Genomic DNA, 19,875 nt, shown 5'->3' with positions numbered 1-19,875 from the left:
GGCGCCGGCATCATCCAATTCCGAAGCTGAACGGCGGCTGACTAAGGTCAGGAGCTCGCATTCAAGACGGTGACGGCGCGGCGGTTCTGCGACCAGCAGGAGATGTCGTTACAGACGGCGACCGGCCGTTCCTTGCCGTAGGAGATCGTGCGCATGCGGTTCGGATCGATGCCGCGCGAGGCGAGGAACGAGCGCACCGACTGGGCCCGGCGGGCGCCGAGGGCGATGTTGTACTCGCGGGTGCCGCGCTCGTCGGCATGACCTTCGATGGTGAAGCTGTAGCGCGGGTAGCTCTGGAGCCACTGCGCCTGCTTCTCCAGGGTCACGATCGCCTGCGGGGTCAGATCGGTCTGGTCGCTCTCGAAGAACACGCGGTCGCCGACGTTGACGACGAAATCCTGCTGGCTGCCGGGAGTCGCAGCGTTGGCCATCGCATCCGTGGCGGCATTCTTGTTGGCGCAGGCGCCCATCGACAGCGCGACGGCAAGCACCGCGGCCAGCTTCAATCCCTGGAGGATACGCATAGGATGTTTCATTCCGGAGCCTCCACGCTCGCGTTAGTCCACTGCTGTCCGGTCTACAGGGGGTTGGTTAAGCGAACGTTCCGTCAACCTTGATGGAACCTTGCCTCATCCGGTCAAATGCCCCCAACCGGCGAAAAGCACCCATCATGGTTAATGGTTTGTAAATGTGGCGCAAGGGTGAAGGCAAGCCCTTGCCAACGACCAAACGTACGCTTTCGCGGGGCAAAACCCGTCTCTGCGCAGGACCGAACCACAAACGAGCTGGAGGAATTCAGGCCTGGGCGGCGGCGCCGGCAACAAGGACCGGCCGGGACGGGGCGATCCGGTGGGTGCCCCGTTCAAACAGCATCCGCCGCTCGAACGCACTCGAACGCATGATCGGGAAACGCGTCAGGATCTTCTCCCGGACCCTGGGATAGTCCGAGGCCATCAGGACGGCCTTCTTCGTCGGCCAGCCCGGGAATGAACGCGGCTCAGTGAGAGTCTCGGACAGGAACACGCGGCGGTAGAACGCCTGGTGATCGGTCCGCACCATCGAAAGTCCAACGTCGGCATTGAAATGTTCGCAGGCGACGAAGGGAAGCCGCACGGTCAGATAAGGCAGTTCGGGAAACCGCTGTTGCATTTCGGGATCAGCAACGAATCGACACGGATCGATAAAAATCTCGCCCCGGTCGAGGCGGGGATGCAGGACGTCGCCGAACACCTCGGTCGTGTAGGACATCCGCCATTCGGACGTCAGAACGTGGATGCGAACGGAACTGCAGAGTTCGTCGTCGACATAGACGCCGAAGTTCCAGACGTTGGGCGCGTCGTCGAAACGGTCCGTGACCCGCTGCGACTCCGACGGCGGGATCAGACCGGCCTGCAAATAGGCCCGGTAACGCATCAGGTGGAGGCGATCCTTTTCCTCCGGCGTTTCGATGAGCCGGTAATCGATACGCTCAAACAGCGCGGCTCCGCGTGGAACAAGCGCCGTTTGCGGTTCGGCCCCGGATTTCATCAACAACCCCTACCTGGCAACTTCTGCGAGTGGGCTGAGATTAATGGTTCCTTAATCAAATTGCAAAGCGTTAGAAACGTTAGGGTTAACCTTTTGCCTCCGTAGAATCGCGGGAAAACGAGGCGTCGTCAAAGATCGAGGAAGGAAGATCAGGCGATCGATCGGGCCGATGCTGCGACCTGATCCGCGCCGCCGCGAACGCCGTAGGAGGCATTGAGCAACTGGCGAATGCGCACGGCCGGGACGGGCCGGCTGAACAGGTAACCCTGAGCTTCGGTCACCGTCCCATCGGCATTGATGAGCTCGAGCTGCTCGTTGGACTCGATTCCTTCGACCACGACCGACATGCCGAGGTCGGCAGACAGCCGCGCCACACCTCGCAGCAGCGTCAGCGGTCGGTCCGAGTCGATGCCTTCGAGGAATGAGCGGTCGATCTTCACCTTCTGCATCGGGAAGTTGTGCAGATAGCTGAGGCTGGAATAGCCGGTCCCGAAATCGTCGAGCGAGATGCGAACGCCGAGGGCATGCAATTGCGACAGGATGTCGTGCGTGAGCTGGGTGTTGCGCAGCAGCGAGGATTCGGTGATCTCGATCTCCAACCGATGTGCCGGCAGACCCGACACTTCGAGCGCGTAGCGAATCTCGCTCAGGACGTCGCGCTGGTGGAATTGCTGCGGAGAGAAGTTCACGGCGACGCTGACGCCCTCCGGCCACTTCATGCATTCCATGCAGGCGCGGCGCAGGATCCAGCGCCCGAGATCGACGATCAGGCCCATGTCCTCGGCGACCGGGATGATGTCCACCGGCGACACCGTGCCGCGCACCGGATGATTCCAGCGCAGCAGCGCCTCGCAAGTGGTGATCTTGCCGGACTTCAGGTTGACGAGCGGCTGATAGAACAGCTCGAACTCCTCGTTGGCGAGCGCCTTGCGCAGGTCGAGTTCGAGGATCCGGCGCGCCTCGACGGTCGCCGCCATCTCGTCGCGGAAGAAGCAGAAGGTGCCGCGCCCGTCGGCCTTGGCGCGGTAGAGCGCCATGTCGGCGTTCTTGAGCAGCGTATCGGCGCTCACCCCGTCCGGCGAGGTCAGCGCGATGCCGACGCTGGCGCCGATCTCGACCAGATGGTTGTCGATGCGATAGCGCTCGCTCAGCCGCTCGACGATGCGGCGGGCAAGCGCCGCAGCGTCCTCCGACGAAGAGATGTTCTGCTGGAACACGACGAACTCGTCGCCACCGAAGCGGGCAACGAAATCCTCGGGGCGCAGCATCTCGCGCAGCCGGTTGGCGACCGCACACAGGAGCTGGTCGCCGCAGGGATGGCCCAGCGTATCGTTGACTTGCTTGAACTGGTCGAGGTCGATGAAGAGCAGGGCCGACAGACGTTCCGAATGCCGCGCCACCGCGAGCAACCGCTCTATCTCGTCACGGAAATTGAGACGGTTCGGCAACGCCGTGAGCTCGTCGTAGCGAGCCAGATGGCTGATCCTGGCCTCGGCGTTGCGCCGCTCGGTGATGTCCTCGAGCAGCACCACCGCACCGCCATCAGCCATCGGCTGGACGGTCCATGACAGCGAGCGGTTCCGGTGCGGATCGGGGTCGGTAGTGATGATTTCCTTCGCCTGGGCGGCTTCGATCTCGGCAATGATCGCATCCCCGCTCGCCGCCGAAATCGATCCAGCCTGGACGCAGGCGGCGACGAGGTCGCGCGCGCTGGTGTTGGTCTGTGCGAGATTGTCGGTCAGGTTCATCATCTCGCCAAAGCGGTGATTCATCACCGCGAGCTGGCCATCGACGCGGAACATGCAGAGCCCGTGCGGCATGTTGTTGAGTGCCGTATCGAACTGCCCGGCGAGCGCCGCCTCGCGCTCGCGCGCGACAACCGCCCGCAGGAATATCCTGTGCAGATTGCCCGAGAGCCGCATGACGGAGAACAGAAACGCGGCGCATACGACGGACATCGCCACGTAGTAGGGCGTGCCGTGCAGCGCCAGCGCGACCACGGCCGGACCGAATATCAAAGTGGCTTGCAGACGAAATATCCACTGCCGTCCGTAAGCTCTCCCCGCTCCTCCCGCCACGATGCCGGTGGTGACCGAGAGGGCGATCATGTGGGCGATGGCGTCGTCATTGCTCAACAGGGTGGTCGAACACCATAGACCGATCACGGCGGCCTGGATGAGCGCTCCGATCTGGTAGCGCTTCTGCCAACGCGCCGCTTGTTCCACGCTCAGGATCGATTTCTGTGCCTGGTATCGGCTCAGGTCGAAAGCGCGTATCGCCCCCGCGAGAATGAGAAGCGGGACGAATCCCCAGATCAGGATCTGGTCGGTCTTGAGCGCGGTCAGGGAAGCCGAGAATGCAGAGAAGATGATGCCGGTGAGCACCGTGCCGGGAGCCTCGAACAGCGAATCGGTCAGCGCCGCCGAAATCGTCGGCGAGGCCTGCTGCTGGTCCGGCTCTCCGCTCTGGCTTGCGAACTGCATTTGAGTTTGTACGCGCGTCCTGTTTGGCGCCTACTTTAACTCAAACCAGATGAAGCCTTTCTGAGGGAACATCGTTAAGGTCGGGTTGTTTTTCGGCAATAGCGAACCGATTTCCGCTGACATTTCAAGCAACTAGGCAAGCCTTGCCGGCCTCAAGGTGAAGGAAAGCTTACCTAGCGTTGTAAATGGGAGCATCGGCGCGCCTTTTCGACAACGTCGCGCGCGAGAACCACGATGTCTCAGCTGCGATCCTGTCAGCCCGACGTCGAGGACAGCAGTGGCGACCACGCGGGATCCGAGGCGAAGCCCGGCGTCGGCACCTTCAGCTCGTTGCGGCCGGAGATGTCGACGCTGTACAGGGAAGGCCCGCCGTTGCCGCCGGGATCTCGGAAGAACATCAGCACGCGGCCATTCGGCGAGAAGGTCGGCCCCTCGTTGTGGAAGCCGGAGGTGAGAAGCCGCTCGCCGGAGCCGTCCGGCTTCATGACGCCGATCGCGAACTGTCCGCCGCCCTGCCTGGTGAAGGCGATGTAGTCGCCCTTCGGCGACCACACCGGCGTCGAATAGCTGGCGTTGGTGTCGTCCTTGGAGAAGGAGATGCGTTGCGCTGGTCCACCGCCTGCGGCCATCACGTAGATCTGCGACCTGCCGCCACGATCGGATTCGAAGCAGATGCGCGCGCCGTCCGGCGAGTAAGACGGCGAGGTGTCGATCGCCGGCGTGTCGGTGAGACGCGTGGTCGAGCGCGAGCGCAGATCCATCACGAACAGGTTGGAGTTGCCGCCCTGCTGCAGGCTCATGATGACGCGCTGGCCGTCCGGAGAGAAGCGAGGCGCGAAGGTCATGCCCGGGAAGTTGCCGACGATCTCGCGCTGGCCGGTCTCGATGTTGTAGAGATAGACCTTCGGATCGCCCTGGCCGAACTCCATGTAGGTGATCTCTTGCGAGTTCGGCGAGAAGCGCGGCGTCAGCACGAGGTCCGAGCCGCGGGTCAGGTAGCGCACATTGGCGCCGTCCTGGTCCATCATCGCGAGCCGCTTGACGCGGCGCTCCTTCGGCCCGGTCTCGTCGACGAACACGACGCGGCTGTCGAAATAGCCTTTCTCGCCGGTCATCCGCTCGTAGATCTGGTCGGAGATGATGTGGGCGATCCGGCGCCAATATTCCGGCGAGGTGAAATATTGCTGGCCGGCAAGCTGCTGGCCGTTGATCACGTCCCAGAGTCGGAATTCGGCTTTGAGCCGTCCGTCCGGCTGCCGCGTCATGCGTCCGGTGACCACCGCCTGCGCGTTGATGGTCTTCCAGTTCTGGAACTGCGGCGCGACGTCCATGTTGCTGATGCGCTCGATAAAGGCGGCCTGGTCGATCGGCGCGAACAGGCCCGAGCGCTTCAGATTGTTGGTGATGACCTGCGTGACACCATTGCCGACGTCGCCGTCGGAGGGCGAGCCCGGCAGGAAATTGGTGATCGCGATCGGGATCGGCTGGAATTCCGTGGGGTCAATGCGGATGCGCGGCTGGCCCTGAGCCAGGGCGCGACCGCCGCCGAGCATCGCAAGCGTCGATCCGGTCAGGGTCATGAAGCGGCGGCGATTCATCGAGCTGGCGTCATTCATCGCAAAATTCTTTTGTTCGGATGTCACAACATATCTTTCAGACCGAAAGTCATCGGAATGAGCTTCCAGCTCTCGTATTGCTGCTTCGGCATGAAGGAATAGACTTGGCACTGGACGATAGCGCGCTTGGCGCTCTCCGCCACGGCCTGCGCGATCGACCGTGACGGTCCACGCACCGCGACGACGATCGGCTCAGCGGCCAGCGATCCGTCGATCTTCATGGGAATGTCGATGTCGGCCTCGTACTGATCGGCGTCCTGGCCGTTATAGGTAGGCGTGAAGCAGCGCTTGACGGCACCCTGGAATGCACCACGCCATGTCGCGACGTTGTTGGCGGCAGTCCCGGTCGCCGATCCCAGCGCGGCGGACGCATTCAGCGCCGAGCCGGTGAGCTCATGCCGGGTGGAAGCGCGCTTGTCGAGGTCCCGCTGGATCTGCGCCGGATCGAAGGTGCGCTCCTTGGGCTTCGGCTGCTGCTGGGGCTGCACCGCCGCGACCTTCTGCTCGAGCGGTTTCGGCGGCGGCTTCTTGGTCTCCAGCTTCTTCTGGAGCTCGGCGATCGGATCTTCCTTGGCCGGATCGGGCTTCTTTTCCTCCGGCTTCGGCTCTTCCTTCGGCTTGGCCTCGGCGACGGGCTTCGGCGGCTCTGGCTTCTTTTCGACCGGCTTCTCGACGGGTTTCGGCGGCGGCTCCGGCGTCGAGTTGGTCTTGATCAGCTCTTTCTTCTCGGTGACCTTGCCGACGGCGTCTTCCTCGGGCTTCGCTTCCGCGATCTTCTCGACCTTGGGCTTCGGCTCTTTCTTGTCGCCGGTCTTTTGCCCCGCCATCATCTTGGCGAGTTGGTCGGTCGAGATGATGTCGACCGGAAGCGATTCCTCCGGCGCGACGTAGGCCTTGCTGCTAAAGGTTACGAGCCCCCATCCCAGTACGAGGACATGGAGGGCAATCGACGCAACGAGTGTCTTGTCGACGTTCACCTTCACCGTCTACCCCTGATCCGCTTCGGTCACGAGGGCCAGCTTCTTGAATCCGGCGCCGGACAACAGACCCATGACCTTGGCGACGGTCCCGTAGTCGGCCTTCTTGTCGGCGCGCAGATAGATGCGTTCCTCGAGCCCGCCGCGCGCATCCGTGATCGCCTTGAGCTTCGGCACCAGCTCGTTGAGCGCGATCTCGGCATCGTTGATGAACACCTTGCCCTTGATGTCGACCGACATCTGGATCGGCTTCTGGTCGTTGCTTTCGATGCTCTTGGCCTGAGTCGAGGGCAGGTCGAGCGGCACGCCCACGGTCAGCATCGGCGCCGACACCATGAAGATGATGAGCAGCACCAGCATCACGTCGACCATCGGCGTGACGTTGATCTCGGCCACGACGGGCTTGCGCCGGCCACGGCGTCCGCCGCCTCCGGATGAACCCGCAACGTTCATGCCCATGGTCTGGTGCCCAAATTGCCCTTCACACTATACATGCCGTCGGTCAGCCCCGCTCGTCGATCTGACGGGACAGGATGGCTGAGAATTCATCGGCGAAGCCTTCGAGCCGCTGGGCCTGCCGGTTCACCTCGGACGTGAACTTATTGTAGAAAATAGTGGCAGGAATGGCGGCGATAAGGCCGACTGCGGTCGCAAACAGCGCCTCCGCGATACCGGGGGCCACCACCGCCAGAGAGGTATTTTTCGACGCCGCGATCGACTGGAAGCTCGACATGATGCCCCAGACCGTCCCGAACAGGCCGACAAAGGGGCCGGCGGAGCCGACGGTTGCAAGCACCAGCAGCCTGCGTTCCAACCGCTCGACCTCGCGGGCGATCGAGACGTTCATCACCTTGTCGATACGCATCTGCAGGCCCGCGACCGAGCGCGCATGGCTCTCGAAGGAACGCTTCCACTCGCGCATCGCCGCGACGAAGCAGGCCGCCATGGAATGCGTCGGTTTGGCCGAGAGCGTGCGATAGAGCTCCTCGATCGACTCCCCGGACCAGAACGCCTGCTCGAACCGGTCCATCGAGCGCCGGGTGCGCGCGTAGAGAAAGATCTTGTCGATCGCGATCGCCCAGACCCAGACCGAGCAGGCCAGAAGTCCCAGCATCACCGCTTTCACGATCCAGTGAGCCTGCCAGAACAGCGCGATCAGCGACACGTCGGCGGAGGCAGCAACCGGAAGGGCTGACTGAGCCACGTCGGCCGGATTCATATGCAGCATCCTCTCAAGGCGATCGTTACCCAATGTGCTTCGGCCAGCAAAGTCGCGGCCGGTGTTCCCCAACGGCCGCGCTGGAACCGGCGCGGCCGGCAAGCCCGCTCAAAGCCTTGTCTTTCTGGGGTGCAGGGCTCGTCCAAAGCCGGCCGCCTGCATTCCCCGCCAAGATGTCAAAACTATGGGCCTCGACACGGCTCCGGGCGCGACTGTCCGCAATTACCAGAGCCCGCCGTTGGTTAATGCGGGGTTATCAGCCGCGAATTTGGCTGCGGAAAACGCAGGCAGCGCAGGGAGATGCATAGCTGGGGGTCCCGGCGCGAGGCCTGAAAAGTGGCGGCTCAAGCCGCGGAGGCGGGTTCCTGGCAATTGGTCAGCCGCGCGGGATTGCCGATCGCCGTGCACCCGGCGGGCACATCGCCGGTTACGACCGTGCCGGCGCCGACCTTGGCAAAATCTCCGATGCTGACGCCGCCAAGGATGGTCGCGCCGGCGCCGATGAACACACCGCGCCCAATGCGCGGCGAACGCATCGGCAGCTCGCCATGGCGTCCGATGCTGACGTTCTGGAGGATGGTGACCTCGTCGCCGATGACGACGTTGGCACCGATCACGATGCCAGTGGCATGGTCGAGATACACCGACGATCCAAGGCTCGCAGCCGGATGAATGCTGACCTGCAAGACGTTCGACGCCTCGTTCTGAAACAGCAGCGCCGCGTCGGGATGGCCGCGCCGCCAAAGCCAGTTCGAGACGCGCCAGGCCTGAAGCGCCGCATACCCTTTGAAAAGCAGCATCGGCGGCAACAGGCCGGCCACGGCCGGGTCGCGGAACGCGATGGCTTGCAGATCGCGGCTTGCCGCCTCGACCAGGCCCGGCTCACCGTGAAAGGCCTTATCGGCAAATGCCGTGAAGCGCGCACGCAGGGCGGCGCTGCCGGCAAGCCGTCGCCCGACCAGATCAGACAGGGCGGCGGCGAAATCGTCGTGGGCGAGAATGGCGTCCGCAAGGACCGCGCCGAACACGGGATCGGTGGCGGCGGCGTGTCGCGCTTCCGCGCGAAGCTGCCGCCAAAGGTCGCCGACGGTCACGGTCGCAGCTCCCGGCATCGTCGCCTCCGTCTCCTCCGTCTCCTTCCCGGGCGACGAATATAGGTCGCCGGCGGCTGGCGCGCCAAGCTGGCAGCGGCTCAGCGCCGCAGGCCGACTTCCGTGCGCCTACGTGCTTGCATACCAGGCATTCAGGGCCATATGCTCACTCATCGAGCTTCGGCCGATTGCTCTGGCAATGTAGCGCCGGAGCATCGTTCACGACCCCGCGATGGCGAGCCATCAGCGGGGTTTTTCACACCCGGCCGCCTCTAGCTCCGCCGGAGCGAAGCCCGCCTCCTCCTCGTTCAAGGTCAACCTGAAAACATGTCGCCTAACACCGCCGCCGACGACCAGCACGACGACATCATGTATCCCTCCGCCCTGCCGTTCCTGCTGGTTCATCTCGGCTGCTTTGCCGCGATCTGGACGGGAATCACGTGGCAGGCCGTCGCGATCTGCGTTTCACTCTATTGCTTGCGAATGTTTGCGATCGGGGCCGGCTACCATCGCTACTTCTCGCATCGGGCGTTCGCAACCAGCCGGGTGTTTCAGTTCATCCTGGCCTTTCTCGCGCAGAGCAGCGCGCAGAAGAGCGTCTTGTGGTGGGCGGCCAAGCATCGGCACCATCACCTGCATTCCGATACCGAGATCGACGTGCACTCGCCGCGTCACCGCGGCTTCTTCTACAGCCATGTCGGCTGGATTTTCTACCGGCGCCACGATGCGACCGACCTCGTGAAGATCGCCGATTTCGCCGCCTATCCGGAGCTGATGTGGCTGCATCGGCTGGAACTGCTGCCGGCCTTCGTGCTCGCAGCGCTCTGCTTCCTGGTTGCGGGCTGGCCCGGCCTGGTCGTCGGCTTCCTCTGGAGCACGGTGTTGCTCTATCACGGGACCTTCTGCATCAATTCGCTTGCCCATGTTCACGGACGCAAGCGCTACGTCACCGGCGATGATTCCCGCAACAACTGGCTGCTGGCGTTGTTCACGCTGGGCGAGGGCTGGCACAACAACCATCACGCCTACCAGAGCAGCGTACGACAGGGCTTTCGCTGGTGGGAGATCGACGTGACCTATTACATCCTGAAGGCGCTGTCGTGGATCGGCGTCGTCTGGAACATGAAGGCACCGCCCGAACAGGTGCTGCGCAACGAGCAGCCGCTCGGCGCGCGGGTCATCAACCGGGCGGCGCGCGAGCTTGCCGGACGGTTCGATGCTCAGACATTGGCGCATGCGATCTCGTCGGCGCGGCGCCGGGCCGACCTCGCCCAGCTGCAGCTGCCCTCGCTGCACGACATCCTCAATCGCGCGCATGACGGCGTCGATGCGCTGACGCATCTACATCTGCCGAAGATTCCGACCCGCGACGAGTTTCTCGCGGAGGCCAAGGCGATGTTCGCGCGCACGCGATCACTCAACGAAATCGTTGATCACGCCTACGAGCACTTCCTGACCTCGGTTCGCGCGCAGCTTGCGACCTCGACCTGAAGGCCACGGGCGGCGCGCTACGCTCCCCCCCAAAAACCAAACCGCCCGCCTGCGGGTTGCGCAGGCGGGCGGCACGGCCATCAGGACTTTGAGGGCTTGCGCCTGAAGGCTTTGAGAGGTGGCAGCCTCCAGATCAGCCTTGCTGCTGATCGGTCGGCGGCGGGGTCGGACGCGTCTTGTGCTGCGCCATGAACTGGTCGAACTCTTCCTTGTCCTTGGCGTGACGCAGACGGTCGAGGAAGTTCTTGAACTCGACCTGCTCCTCCTCAAGCCGGCGCAGCGTTTCAGAACGATATTCATCGAAGGCGCGGTTGCCGGAGGACGGCGGGCCGAAGCCAAAGCCGAAGCCGCGGCGCTCCATGCGGCCGCGCATGCGGTCCATCTTGTACTGCATCCGCTCCATCTTGTTCTGCCAGCGATCCTGGTTGCTCCAGCACGACATTCTTCTGCTCCCGAGTGTGAAAAAGAGAAGGGCAAGTCCGATCGGCCACCAGAGGATGAAGCCGAGAATGGTCACGGCGATCCAGCCAGGATGCCAGGGCGTATCGAGCATGCGAGGACGCTCGTACTGCTGCTGTTGGTCCGCGGGGCCGCGCCATCGATTGACATCAGCGGTGTAGGCCATTTCCCTCTCCATCACGGCACCAGCGCCGTTGTGAATGTAAATAACATTTACATAGCTAGACCATCCCGCGATTTTGTCAAGCTGGCGGCCAGACACGCCCGCGTGATTATTTGCGCAATCTTATTTCGGCTTGCCCCAAGGACTGCCGGGCGGCAGGCCCGAACCGGAGGACGCCTCCGGTGGCACCGGGGGCGGCTCGGCGCCCTTGGCCGGAGGACGGCGGTCGGTCGGGAAGCCTAGGCCGCGCAGATAGATCAGCACCTCGGCCTCCAGCAGTTCGTCCGGCGACATCGGCAATTTTCGTCGCGCGGCATCGCCTCGGGAAAACAGCGAGGCGACGCCATGCGCCATCGACCAGATGTGCAAGGCCATCATCAACGCCGGCGGCCGCGGCGTGCCGGGGGGCGTCAGGGCCGCGAGCCGCTCGGCTGCAGCACGAATGATGTTGAACGCCCGTTCGCTGGCGGCCTGCAGCGTGGGATTGGCATCCACCGGCACGCCCGATTCGAACATCGCGTTGTAGAAGGCGGGCTCCTCGCGGGCGAAGGCGAGATAGGCTTTGCCGACGCGTTCGAACGCGGTGACCGTATCGGGACGCCCGTCGTCCCAGGCCGCGGCGAGGCGCGCCTCGAACTGCTCGAAGCCGCGCTGGGCGATCGAGGACAACAGCTCATCACGATCACGAAAATGCCGGTACGGCGCCGCCGCACTGACGCCGGCCATGCGTGCGGCATCGGCAAAGGTGAAGCCCGCCGCGCCTTTCTCGGCGATCAGGCCGAGAGCGGCCTGCAACAGGGCCTCCTTCAGATTGCCGTGGTGATAGCCGCGCTCGGCGCGGCCCTGCTCCTTGCGCCAGCTCATGTGAACGACCTTTACATGAGCTTGGCGTGAAGGTCACTAGCGGCGATGAGGCAGGATTAACCCGTCCCTCCACGGTCTTGACGGGCAGACGCGTCGAGGTCGAACCCGCCGGTAGCGAGCTCGCAACGCTACATCTGGGGAATCGGCAGCACGGGCATGACCTCGATCGCCTCCCCCGGAAAGATCGCAAAATGCGGATGGTTCTCGAACAGTTTGGCAGCTTCCTCCTGCGAAACGGCGCGCACCACCGTGAAGCCGGTCAGCGCGTTGCTGACCTCGGTGATGCCGTTCGCGTCGATCCTGCGGGTCTTGCCGAGCGGGCCGCCCATCTCGACGATCACGGACTGGTGCTTCTCGACCCAGCCATGCCAGGCGGCCATGCCCTCCTGTTCCTTCGCCTTCCGTTCGGCCTCGGGCAACGCGCGCCAGGCCGTCATTTTCGAGCCGCTCGTGCTGCCGAGGTACACGGCGAGGAATTTATGTTCGATGCTCATCGGTTCTCTCCCTTGTTGTTCAATCCGCGGTCGCCGCGATTCACGGCCGCCCACTACTTCTTGAGCTCGTCGAACCCGGCTGCGGCCTGTTGCACCTCGGGCGGAAAGTCGCTCATCTCCTGCACCTGCCGGATCTCGATGATTTCGTTCGGCGAGGCCGGGCACTTCTTCGCCCAGGCGATCGCCTCCTCGCGCGAGGCGACCTCGATCATCCAGTAACCGCCCAGGACTTCCTTGGCCTCAGTGAAGGGGCCGTCGGTGACGATGGGCTTGCCGGTCGCGAACGACACGCGTGCGCCCATCGAGGGCGGGTGCAGGCCGTCGAGCGTGATCAGCACGCCGGCGTCCCGGAGCGCTTCATTGTAGCGCATCATCGCGGCAACGCGTTCCGGATCGAGCTGCACGTCCGGGGGTGCGCTCTCGTAACCGAGCGGAATCATCAGCATCATGAATCGCATGGGATTTCCTCGTCGCTCGCTGTCATTCCGGGCGGCGACGAAGTCGCGAGCTCGGAAGACGGCCGAGAGCTAGTTCATGGCCACATGAGCCCGGGTGCGCTCTTCCTGCTCACGCAGCTCGGGGGTGAAAGCTTCGCCGAAATCCTCGGCCGAAAACACCTGGCGGATCTCGATCTCCGATCCCGGCTCGAACGGCGCACGCTTCATCCACGTAACGGCCTCATCCAGCGAGGCAGCCTTGATCAGCCAGAAGCCAGCGACCAGATCGGGCGAAAGATTGAACGGTCCGCGGGTAACGTCCGCCTCGGACGCCGAATATCTGACCCGCGCGCCCCTCACTGTCGGATGCAGGCCCTCGCCTGCTTCGATGACGCCGGCCTTCGCCATTTCCTCGTTGAACTTACCCATCGCCGTCAGCATCTCCGTGGTCGGCATCTTGCCGGCCTCGGTGTCCTGGTTTGCCTTGACGATCACCATGAAACGCATGGACCTGCTCCGTAATGCTTCCTGCGGGCGGAAACAGCTGGCCCGCGTTCCCCTCCAAGACGAACGACCATCTTCCGAGCCGACAGCGGAACCAAGAATTATTTGGAGAGGCCGCGCCAGCGCGACTGAGGCAGGCGCCTTCTGGGCCGCATCGGCTCAATAGCCGGTTCAAGGCCTTTCGTGCCGGAACAAAACCGCAGTAAAAGAAGCGCGCGCTCTCGCGCTCCCCTCCCGGACACAGGACAAATCACCGATGCCGCAAGCCCCTCTCAAAGTCGCCCTCGTCACCGGAGCCGCGCGTGGCATCGGGCTTGCGACCGCGAAGAAGTTCCTCGCCGAGGGCTGGCGTGTGGCGCTGCTCGACATCGAGAGCGAATTGCTCAGCCGCGCGGTGGCCGGAATCGGACAAGACGAGGCGACATTGGCGCTCACCTGCGACGTTTCGGACGCGGCCGCGGTCGCTGCGGCGATGACGACGATCGAGCAACGGTTCGGCCGGCTAAATGCGCTCGTCAACAATGCCGGCATCGCGGTGTTTGCGCCGTTGATGGAGACGTCCGATGCCGACTGGCGCCGCGTGCTCGACGTCAACCTCACCGGTCCTTTCCTCTGCACCAAGGCGGCAGTGCCCCTGATGCGCGATGGCCATGGCGGCGCCATCGTCAACATCACCTCGATCTCGGCCGTGCGCGCCTCCACGCTGCGCTCGGCCTACGGCACCAGCAAGGCGGGCCTTGCGCACCTCACCAAGCAACTCGCGGTCGAGCTCGCCTCGCTCAACATCCGTGTCAACGCGGTCGCGCCGGGACCAGTCGACACCGCGATGGCGAAGCAGGTTCACACCAAGGAGATCCGCGCCGACTATCACGACGCCATTCCGCTCAACCGCTACGGCCTGGAGGAGGAACTCGCGGAGGCGATCTATTTCCTGTGCTCGGCGAGCGCGAGCTATATCACCGGCCAAATTTTGGCCGTGGATGGCGGCTTCGATGCGGCGGGTATCGGCCTTCCGACGCTGCGCGGCCAGCGACGGAACGGATAGGAACGGAAATTGTATGGTGGGCAAAGGCGCGCGAGCGTCTGTCCACCGCCACTCCGGATTTGCGGTGCCCATTGGCGGGCATGGGCTTGTGGCGGGCATGGGCTTGCCCGCCCGACGATGTCGAGATTTCGGAGAGTGCCATGCGGCGCGTCACCTTACTCAAAGCCTTCATGCTCGGGTCCGCGCTGCTCGCCGTCGCGCCCGCCGCGGCCGAAATCCGCATCATCCAGTCACCAGGCGGACAGGTCGGACCGTTCCTGGACCTATTCGAGAAGGTGCGCGACAGCGGTGAGCGCGTGGTGATCGACGGTCCCTGCCTGTCCGCCTGCACGCTGGTGCTGAGCATCGTGCCGGGCGAGCGCATCTGCGTCACCAAGCGCGCCGTGCTCGGCTTCCACGCCGCGCGGTCGGTGGACCGGCACGGACGCTTCTATGCTGAGCCGGAAGCATCGGTCGCGGTGCTCGCCGCCTATCCTGGCCCGGTGCGCGACTGGATCAGCCGCCGTGGCGGCCTGAGCCCACGGCTGCTGCTGCTGAAGGGGCGCGATCTCGCCGCGATCTATCCCCGGTGCCGATGACGAGGTCGCCAGCACTAAGAATGCGATCGAAGGACACTGTGAACCGCGTCACACGAGCGCCAAGTCGGCTCAGCCGACCCGTGCGCTGGCTTCATGCGGACACGCGAACCTCGTCGTCATGGCCGTTTTTCAAAAGAGAGTCTGAACCAACGGCGCCAGCTTCATGCTGGCACAGATGAACATACCCCAAAGTGCGAAATTGATCTGCAGCGCCGTCGCCATCGGTCGCTCCCTTCCAAGTCGCCCATCCCAGTTTGTAGATTTTATGAAGCACAATTAGCGATTCGAGCGTGCAGATCACAGCCCAATATTGCGCCAATTGTTGTGCGATGCAGTTGGCTTCACGAAGCGGCCTCACTGCGCCCGCAAAGTGATGCGAAAGTACGACTCATATTCGCCATGCCGGGCAATTGTTTTTGCGTTGAGTTCCATTCAACCGACGCGCCTCGCGCGGATTCTGCGTGGCGCATAGGCAGCAAAGGCCCGGCATGATTCGACACGGCTTCATCTTGCTCACATTTTGCACAATGCTGATCGGATGCGCAGACGCTCCGGCGCAGGAACGTCGGCCCCTCGCGTGGGACGGTCTTGGCAAGGATCCGAATCGTCCTCATGTCGCGAAGCGGCGCGTCACGAATCACGCGCCTGCGGCAAGCGATCCCAATCGGGATCGGGAAAGGGTGCTCGGGACCTTGCGCCCATATTCCGAAGCGTGGTGGGCGGTCCAAGACGAAATACAGGCGGAGAACGACAGGCAGCTCGGCAGCAGGCTCGTGATCTGCCCTCGCTGTGTGGAGTCCTCGCCGCCGCAAGGCGAGGACTCCACCGGATCAATCCGGTAAGGGCAAGCGGCCGCTGGGCACATCACGTGGCGAATTGATGCGCGCCCCTCTCCCGCAAGCCTTGGAGAGAGGAACTCGCAACTCAGCGGACCGTGCGCGCGGTCTCGCCCGTCACATTCCCTCCGCCGGGCAGTTCACCATCCAGGGAATGCCGAACTTGTCGACGCACATGCCAAAGCCCTTGGCCCAGAACGTCTTGCTGAATGGCATGGTGATGGTGCCGCCGTCGGCGAGTGCGTTGAATTTGCGCTCGCCGTCCGCGGGGTCCTTGACCGTGAGCGAGATCGAGAAGCCCTGCGGCTTCTGAAAATGCTCGTTCGGGGAGTCGGAAGCCATCAGCACGCTGCCGTCGGGCAACGACATCCGTGCATGCATGATCATCTTCTCGCGTCCGGGCGCGGCGGGCACCTCCGGCGGTGCGTCCGAGGCACGCATCATCGCATCGATCTTGCCGCCAAGAACCTTCGCATAATAGTTGAACGCCGCTTCGCAAGTGTCCTGGTAGAACAGATAGGGATTGAGCATCGTTTCTCTCCTCTTCGTTTGCGGTGAGGCTTATTGCTTCTCGGTGAGCTTCTTCAGGCCGGCGAGGCCTGCCTCGAAATCCCTGCCGATCATGCTGTCCATGTTGATGAACACCTGCATGACCTTGGACAGGAATGGGGCCGGACCGTGCATCGCCCAGGTGACGAGTGTGGCATCGCCTTGCGGCACAAAGGTGAACTCGGCGGTGTTGTGGCCTTCGAACGGCCGCTCGAAATCGAGCTTGATGCGGAGCTTGGAGGGCCCGTTCGCCTCCAGGATCTCCATCTGGCCGGCGCCGACATTGTTGTTGCCGTCCCAGGCATAGGTCGCACCCTTTCCTGCCGCGCTGCCGCCGAACGCCCGCTTCATGGCGGGATCGCGCCCTTCATAGGGCGACCAGGAGGTCCAGAGATGGAGATCGGCGACCAGCGGATAGATCGCATCGGCCGGCGCCTTCACGGCGAGGCTACGCTCGACCCGGAACGTGTCCGGTTTCGTCAATGCGAAGACGAGGACTGCGGCTAGGCCGACCGCAAGCACGATAGCGATGATTGAAATGGCTTTCAGCATGAACGACTCCCGGGGATACGGAGCCTAGGACGAACTGGGGAGGCCCTGTCCGACAAGACGAAATCAATTTCTTACCCGTCATTCCGGGGTACCCGAAGGGTGAACCCGGAGTCTCGAGATTCCGGGTTCGGTCCTGCGGACCGCCCCGGAATGACGGTGTGGTTGATGCCACTGACCGGAGCCCGCGCACGACGACGTGGAGGCCTTGCCCTATTTCGCCTTGGCGCTTTCCTTCTTCGGCTGGCTGTCCCGGATCAGGCGATCGAGATGCATGCGGATGTGAGCGGCTTCGGCCGACGTATTCGCGAGCGCGATGGCACGGTCGAAGGCGACGCTGGCCTCGTCGTTGCGGCCGAGTTGCATCAGGAACGCGCCGCGCACGCCGTAGAAGTGGAAATAGTTGGCGAGCTTCGGCGCCAGCGGCTCGATCAGATCGAGCGCAGCCTGCGGCCCGCGCACCTTGGAGACGGCGACGGCGCGGTTGAGCGTCACCACCGGCGAAGGTTGCACCACTTCGAGCGCGCCGTAGAGCAGGTCGATCTGCTTCCAGTCGGTCTCCTCCGGCGTCGATGCGCGCGCATGCAGCGCGGCGATCGCAGCCTGGATCTGATAGGGACCGCTGCGGTGGTGGCGCATCGCCTTGTCGATCAGCGCGAGACCTTCCGCGATCATGGTGCCGTTCCACAGGGAACGATCCTGATCGTCCAGCAGGATCAGCGATCCGTCCTCGGCGAAGCGCGCGGCGCTGCGGGCGTGTTGCAACAGGATCAGCGCCGTCAAGCCCATGATCTCCGGCTCGCTCTGAAACAACCGCAGCAGCAGCCGCGCCAGCCGGATCGCCTCTTCGCAGAGCGGCTTCCTGATCTCGGCGGTGTCGCCGCTCGCCGAATAGCCCTCGTTGAAGATCAGGTAGATCATCGCGGCGACGCCGGCGAGCCGCTCGGAACGCTCGACCGCACCGGGCGCTTCGAAGGGTACGCCCGCGTCGGCGACCTTCGCCTTGGCGCGCGTGATGCGCTGTTCCATCGCGGCTTCCGAGACGAGGAAGGCGCGTGCGATCTGCTTCACCGTGAGGCCCGAGACGATGCGCAACGCCAGCGCGATCTGTTGCGTCGCCGGCAGCTGGGGATGGCAGCAGATGAACATCAGTCGCAGGATGTCGTCGCGATAATGCGAGCCGTCGAGCCGCTCGGCGAGCACACCTTCGGCGTCGTCGAGATCGGAGATCGCCTGATCGTCCTCCGGCAGCGGCTGCTGCTTGCGTGCCCGGCGCACCTCGTCGATCGCGACGTTGCGGCCGACCATGATCAGCCAGGCTGCGGGATCGCGCGGCGGCCCGTTCTGCGGCCAGGACTTGAGCGCGCGCAGGCAGGCGTTCTGAAAGGCCTCCTCTGCGGTGTCGAGATCGCGGAAATAGCGCAGCAACGCGCCCACCGCCTGGGGTCGTGCCGAGGTCAGCGCGGTCTCGATCCAGGCGGTGTCAGTCTCGCTCACGTGAGATTTCCTCCGGGCCGGAATACGCCTACGGGACGCACCTCGTAGGCGCCGCCCGGATTGGCGGAGCCCAGCTCGCGCGCGACATCGAGCGCGTCGTCGAGATTCTTGCAGTCGACGATGTAGAAGCCGAGCAATTGCTCCTTGGTCTCGGCATAGGGGCCATCGAGCACCAGAGGCGGGTCTTCCTTGCGCAAGGTCGCCGCCGCCGTGGTCGGCAACAGCCGCGCCACCGGGCCAAGCCGGCCTTGCTGGATGAGCTTCTCCTGCACCACGGCGAGCTTCTTCATCACGGCCTCGTCCTGATCCTTGGTCCAGGAGCCGACGAAGTCCTCATCGTGATAGCAAAGAATGGCGTAAAGCATGGGCGACATTTCCTCGTCTGTTCTAAAGACGCGCCAATATGCCCTGTGCCGACAGGACTGCGAAAAAAATTTGCAAGAAAAATCCGGCAGATCGTGCCAAGGAGGGCGCTCTCAAGCGGAACCGACGAGGCACTTCGAATGACCAAAGGTACACTGGCCGTCCTGATCAACAGCACCCAGCAGAACTGGCTGCCGGAGCGCTGGAAGGCTCGTTTCGAAGCGGTCTGCGGGGAGCGTCGCGTGGTGCTGCTGCCGGATGCCGGGCTTGATCCGGCGGAGGTGCACTATGCGGCGGTGTGGAAGCCGGTGCCGGGTGATCTCGGTGCGTTCCCCAATCTGCGCGCGATCTTCAATCTCGGCGCGGGCGTCGACGCGCTGATGGCGGACAAGAGCCTTCCCGACGTGCCGCTGGTGCGCGTCGCCGTGCCAGATCTCACCAACCGCATGACCGAATATGTCGTGCTGCACGTGCTGATGCATCACCGCCAGGAGCTTTACCTCAGGCAATCGCAGCGCGAGAAGCGCTGGGAGCCGAAATATCAGTGGCCGGCGAGCGCGATCACGGTCGGCGTCATGGGATTGGGCACGCTGGGCGCCGATGCGGCCGATGTGCTGCGGCGGCTCGGCTTCCGCGTCGCCGGCTGGAGCCGCAGCCCACGGACGATCGATGGCGTCGAGTGTTTCCACGGTGCCGGGCAGATCGACGCATTCCTGCGCACGACGGACATCCTGGTCTGCCTGCTGCCGCTGACGCCGGATACGCATGGCATCCTCAACCGCGACGTCTTCACGAAGCTCAACCGCAAGAGCCCGCTCGGCGCGCCGGTGCTGATCAATGCCGGCCGCGGGGGGCTGCAGAACGAAGCCGATCTCCTGGCCTGCCTCGACGACGGCACGCTGGGCGCCGCCTCGCTCGACGTCTTCGTGCAGGAACCGCAGCCGGCGGACAGTCGCTTCTGGACCCATCCCAAGGTGGTGTTGACGCCGCACAACGCGGCCGACACCGACGCGGACGCGATCTCGGCCTATGTCGCCGAGCAGATCGCGCGCTTCGAGGCCGGCGGTGCGCTGGAGAACGCGGTGGATCGCGCAAGGGGATATTAGGGATCCAGCTCTCGCCAAGCGTTTTCT

Annotated in this window: 22 protein-coding genes; 5 read left to right on the top strand and 17 right to left on the bottom strand. The window is 63.9% G+C overall.

What is annotated here, in order from left to right:
• Positions 1–47: 47 nt before the first annotated feature.
• The 8 genes from pal to ACYCVF_RS07750 all read right to left on the bottom strand — a co-directional run bounded on the left by pal (position 48) and on the right by ACYCVF_RS07750 (position 8,934).
• Positions 48–536: a peptidoglycan-associated lipoprotein Pal gene (pal, locus tag ACYCVF_RS07785; RefSeq protein WP_024337630.1), complete on the bottom strand. Its 489-nt coding sequence runs from the start codon at positions 534–536 to the stop codon at positions 48–50.
• 259 nt (positions 537–795) lie between these two features.
• On the bottom strand, positions 796–1,527 hold the full coding sequence (locus ACYCVF_RS07780) for an N-acyl amino acid synthase FeeM domain-containing protein (RefSeq protein WP_459603293.1): 732 nt from the start codon (positions 1,525–1,527) through the stop codon (positions 796–798).
• 149 nt (positions 1,528–1,676) lie between these two features.
• Positions 1,677–4,010 carry a putative bifunctional diguanylate cyclase/phosphodiesterase gene (locus ACYCVF_RS07775; protein WP_459603295.1) on the bottom strand — a complete coding sequence of 778 codons (2,334 nt, stop codon included), beginning with the start codon at positions 4,008–4,010 and terminating at the stop codon, positions 1,677–1,679.
• A gap of 254 nt (positions 4,011–4,264) precedes the next feature.
• Entirely contained in the window at positions 4,265–5,608 is a 1,344-nt protein-coding gene (gene tolB / locus ACYCVF_RS07770) for a Tol-Pal system beta propeller repeat protein TolB (RefSeq protein ID WP_459603404.1), read from the bottom strand.
• 41 nt (positions 5,609–5,649) lie between these two features.
• Positions 5,650–6,609, bottom strand: a complete 960-nt coding sequence (locus ACYCVF_RS07765) for a protein TolA (protein WP_459603297.1) — start codon at positions 6,607–6,609, stop codon at positions 5,650–5,652.
• A 3-nt stretch (positions 6,610–6,612) separates the two neighbouring features.
• Positions 6,613–7,062 (bottom strand): protein TolR, encoded by a 450-nt coding sequence (gene tolR, locus ACYCVF_RS07760; protein ID WP_459603299.1) that lies wholly within the window; start codon positions 7,060–7,062, stop codon positions 6,613–6,615.
• Between the two features lie 43 nt (positions 7,063–7,105).
• On the bottom strand, positions 7,106–7,822 hold the full coding sequence (tolQ, locus tag ACYCVF_RS07755; protein WP_014492404.1) for a protein TolQ: 717 nt from the start codon (positions 7,820–7,822) through the stop codon (positions 7,106–7,108).
• Positions 7,823–8,166: 344 nt separating this feature from the next.
• Positions 8,167–8,934, bottom strand: coding sequence for a serine O-acetyltransferase (locus tag ACYCVF_RS07750; RefSeq protein ID WP_459603301.1), 768 nt, complete (start codon positions 8,932–8,934; stop codon positions 8,167–8,169).
• Positions 8,935–9,240: 306 nt separating this feature from the next.
• Here ACYCVF_RS07750 and ACYCVF_RS07745 point away from each other — a divergent pair, with 306 nt between their 5' ends.
• Positions 9,241–10,404 carry an acyl-CoA desaturase gene (locus ACYCVF_RS07745; protein ID WP_459603303.1) on the top strand — a complete coding sequence of 388 codons (1,164 nt, stop codon included), beginning with the start codon at positions 9,241–9,243 and terminating at the stop codon, positions 10,402–10,404.
• 133 nt (positions 10,405–10,537) lie between these two features.
• On the opposite strand, the gene ACYCVF_RS07740 is transcribed toward ACYCVF_RS07745, so the two are convergent.
• The 5 genes from ACYCVF_RS07740 to ACYCVF_RS07720 form a co-directional block, all read right to left on the bottom strand.
• The gene (locus tag ACYCVF_RS07740) at positions 10,538–11,029 is read right to left on the bottom strand and encodes a DUF2852 domain-containing protein (RefSeq protein ID WP_459603405.1); all 492 of its coding nucleotides are present in this window, start codon (positions 11,027–11,029) and stop codon (positions 10,538–10,540) included.
• Positions 11,030–11,149: 120 nt separating this feature from the next.
• Positions 11,150–11,890, bottom strand: coding sequence for a TetR/AcrR family transcriptional regulator (locus ACYCVF_RS07735; protein WP_459603305.1), 741 nt, complete (start codon positions 11,888–11,890; stop codon positions 11,150–11,152).
• A 128-nt stretch (positions 11,891–12,018) separates the two neighbouring features.
• Entirely contained in the window at positions 12,019–12,384 is a 366-nt protein-coding gene (locus ACYCVF_RS07730; protein ID WP_459603307.1) for a YciI family protein, read from the bottom strand.
• Positions 12,385–12,437: 53 nt separating this feature from the next.
• The gene (locus ACYCVF_RS07725) at positions 12,438–12,842 is read right to left on the bottom strand and encodes a YciI family protein (protein WP_459603309.1); all 405 of its coding nucleotides are present in this window, start codon (positions 12,840–12,842) and stop codon (positions 12,438–12,440) included.
• 69 nt (positions 12,843–12,911) lie between these two features.
• On the bottom strand, positions 12,912–13,328 hold the full coding sequence (locus tag ACYCVF_RS07720) for a YciI family protein (RefSeq protein WP_459603311.1): 417 nt from the start codon (positions 13,326–13,328) through the stop codon (positions 12,912–12,914).
• A gap of 253 nt (positions 13,329–13,581) precedes the next feature.
• On the opposite strand from ACYCVF_RS07720, the gene ACYCVF_RS07715 reads away from it, so the two are divergent.
• The 3 genes from ACYCVF_RS07715 to ACYCVF_RS07705 all read left to right on the top strand — a co-directional run bounded on the left by ACYCVF_RS07715 (position 13,582) and on the right by ACYCVF_RS07705 (position 15,790).
• Complete coding sequence (locus ACYCVF_RS07715; RefSeq protein WP_459603313.1) at positions 13,582–14,370, top strand: SDR family NAD(P)-dependent oxidoreductase; 789 nt, start codon at positions 13,582–13,584, stop codon at positions 14,368–14,370.
• A gap of 140 nt (positions 14,371–14,510) precedes the next feature.
• The gene (locus ACYCVF_RS07710) at positions 14,511–14,948 is read left to right on the top strand and encodes a hypothetical protein (protein ID WP_459603315.1); all 438 of its coding nucleotides are present in this window, start codon (positions 14,511–14,513) and stop codon (positions 14,946–14,948) included.
• A 488-nt stretch (positions 14,949–15,436) separates the two neighbouring features.
• Complete coding sequence (locus tag ACYCVF_RS07705; RefSeq protein ID WP_459603317.1) at positions 15,437–15,790, top strand: hypothetical protein; 354 nt, start codon at positions 15,437–15,439, stop codon at positions 15,788–15,790.
• Between the two features lie 111 nt (positions 15,791–15,901).
• Here ACYCVF_RS07705 and ACYCVF_RS07700 read toward each other — a convergent pair whose 3' ends face one another.
• From ACYCVF_RS07700 to ACYCVF_RS07685, 4 genes are all read right to left on the bottom strand, one after another.
• Positions 15,902–16,315, bottom strand: coding sequence for a VOC family protein (locus tag ACYCVF_RS07700; protein WP_459603319.1), 414 nt, complete (start codon positions 16,313–16,315; stop codon positions 15,902–15,904).
• 30 nt (positions 16,316–16,345) lie between these two features.
• On the bottom strand, positions 16,346–16,885 hold the full coding sequence (gene kdpF / locus ACYCVF_RS07695) for a K(+)-transporting ATPase subunit F (protein ID WP_459603321.1): 540 nt from the start codon (positions 16,883–16,885) through the stop codon (positions 16,346–16,348).
• Between the two features lie 210 nt (positions 16,886–17,095).
• Entirely contained in the window at positions 17,096–18,379 is a 1,284-nt protein-coding gene (locus ACYCVF_RS07690) for an RNA polymerase sigma factor (RefSeq protein ID WP_459603323.1), read from the bottom strand.
• Entirely contained in the window at positions 18,376–18,744 is a 369-nt protein-coding gene (locus ACYCVF_RS07685; protein WP_459603325.1) for a YciI family protein, read from the bottom strand. The genes ACYCVF_RS07690 and ACYCVF_RS07685 overlap by 4 nt, the downstream gene beginning before the upstream one ends.
• A gap of 138 nt (positions 18,745–18,882) precedes the next feature.
• On the opposite strand from ACYCVF_RS07685, the gene ACYCVF_RS07680 reads away from it, so the two are divergent.
• Complete coding sequence (locus ACYCVF_RS07680) at positions 18,883–19,848, top strand: 2-hydroxyacid dehydrogenase (RefSeq protein WP_459603327.1); 966 nt, start codon at positions 18,883–18,885, stop codon at positions 19,846–19,848.
• Positions 19,849–19,875 lie beyond the last annotated feature (27 nt).

It is taken from the genome of Bradyrhizobium cedriense (assembly GCF_054602315.1).
This window is presented reverse-complemented; position numbering and strand designations above follow the sequence as displayed.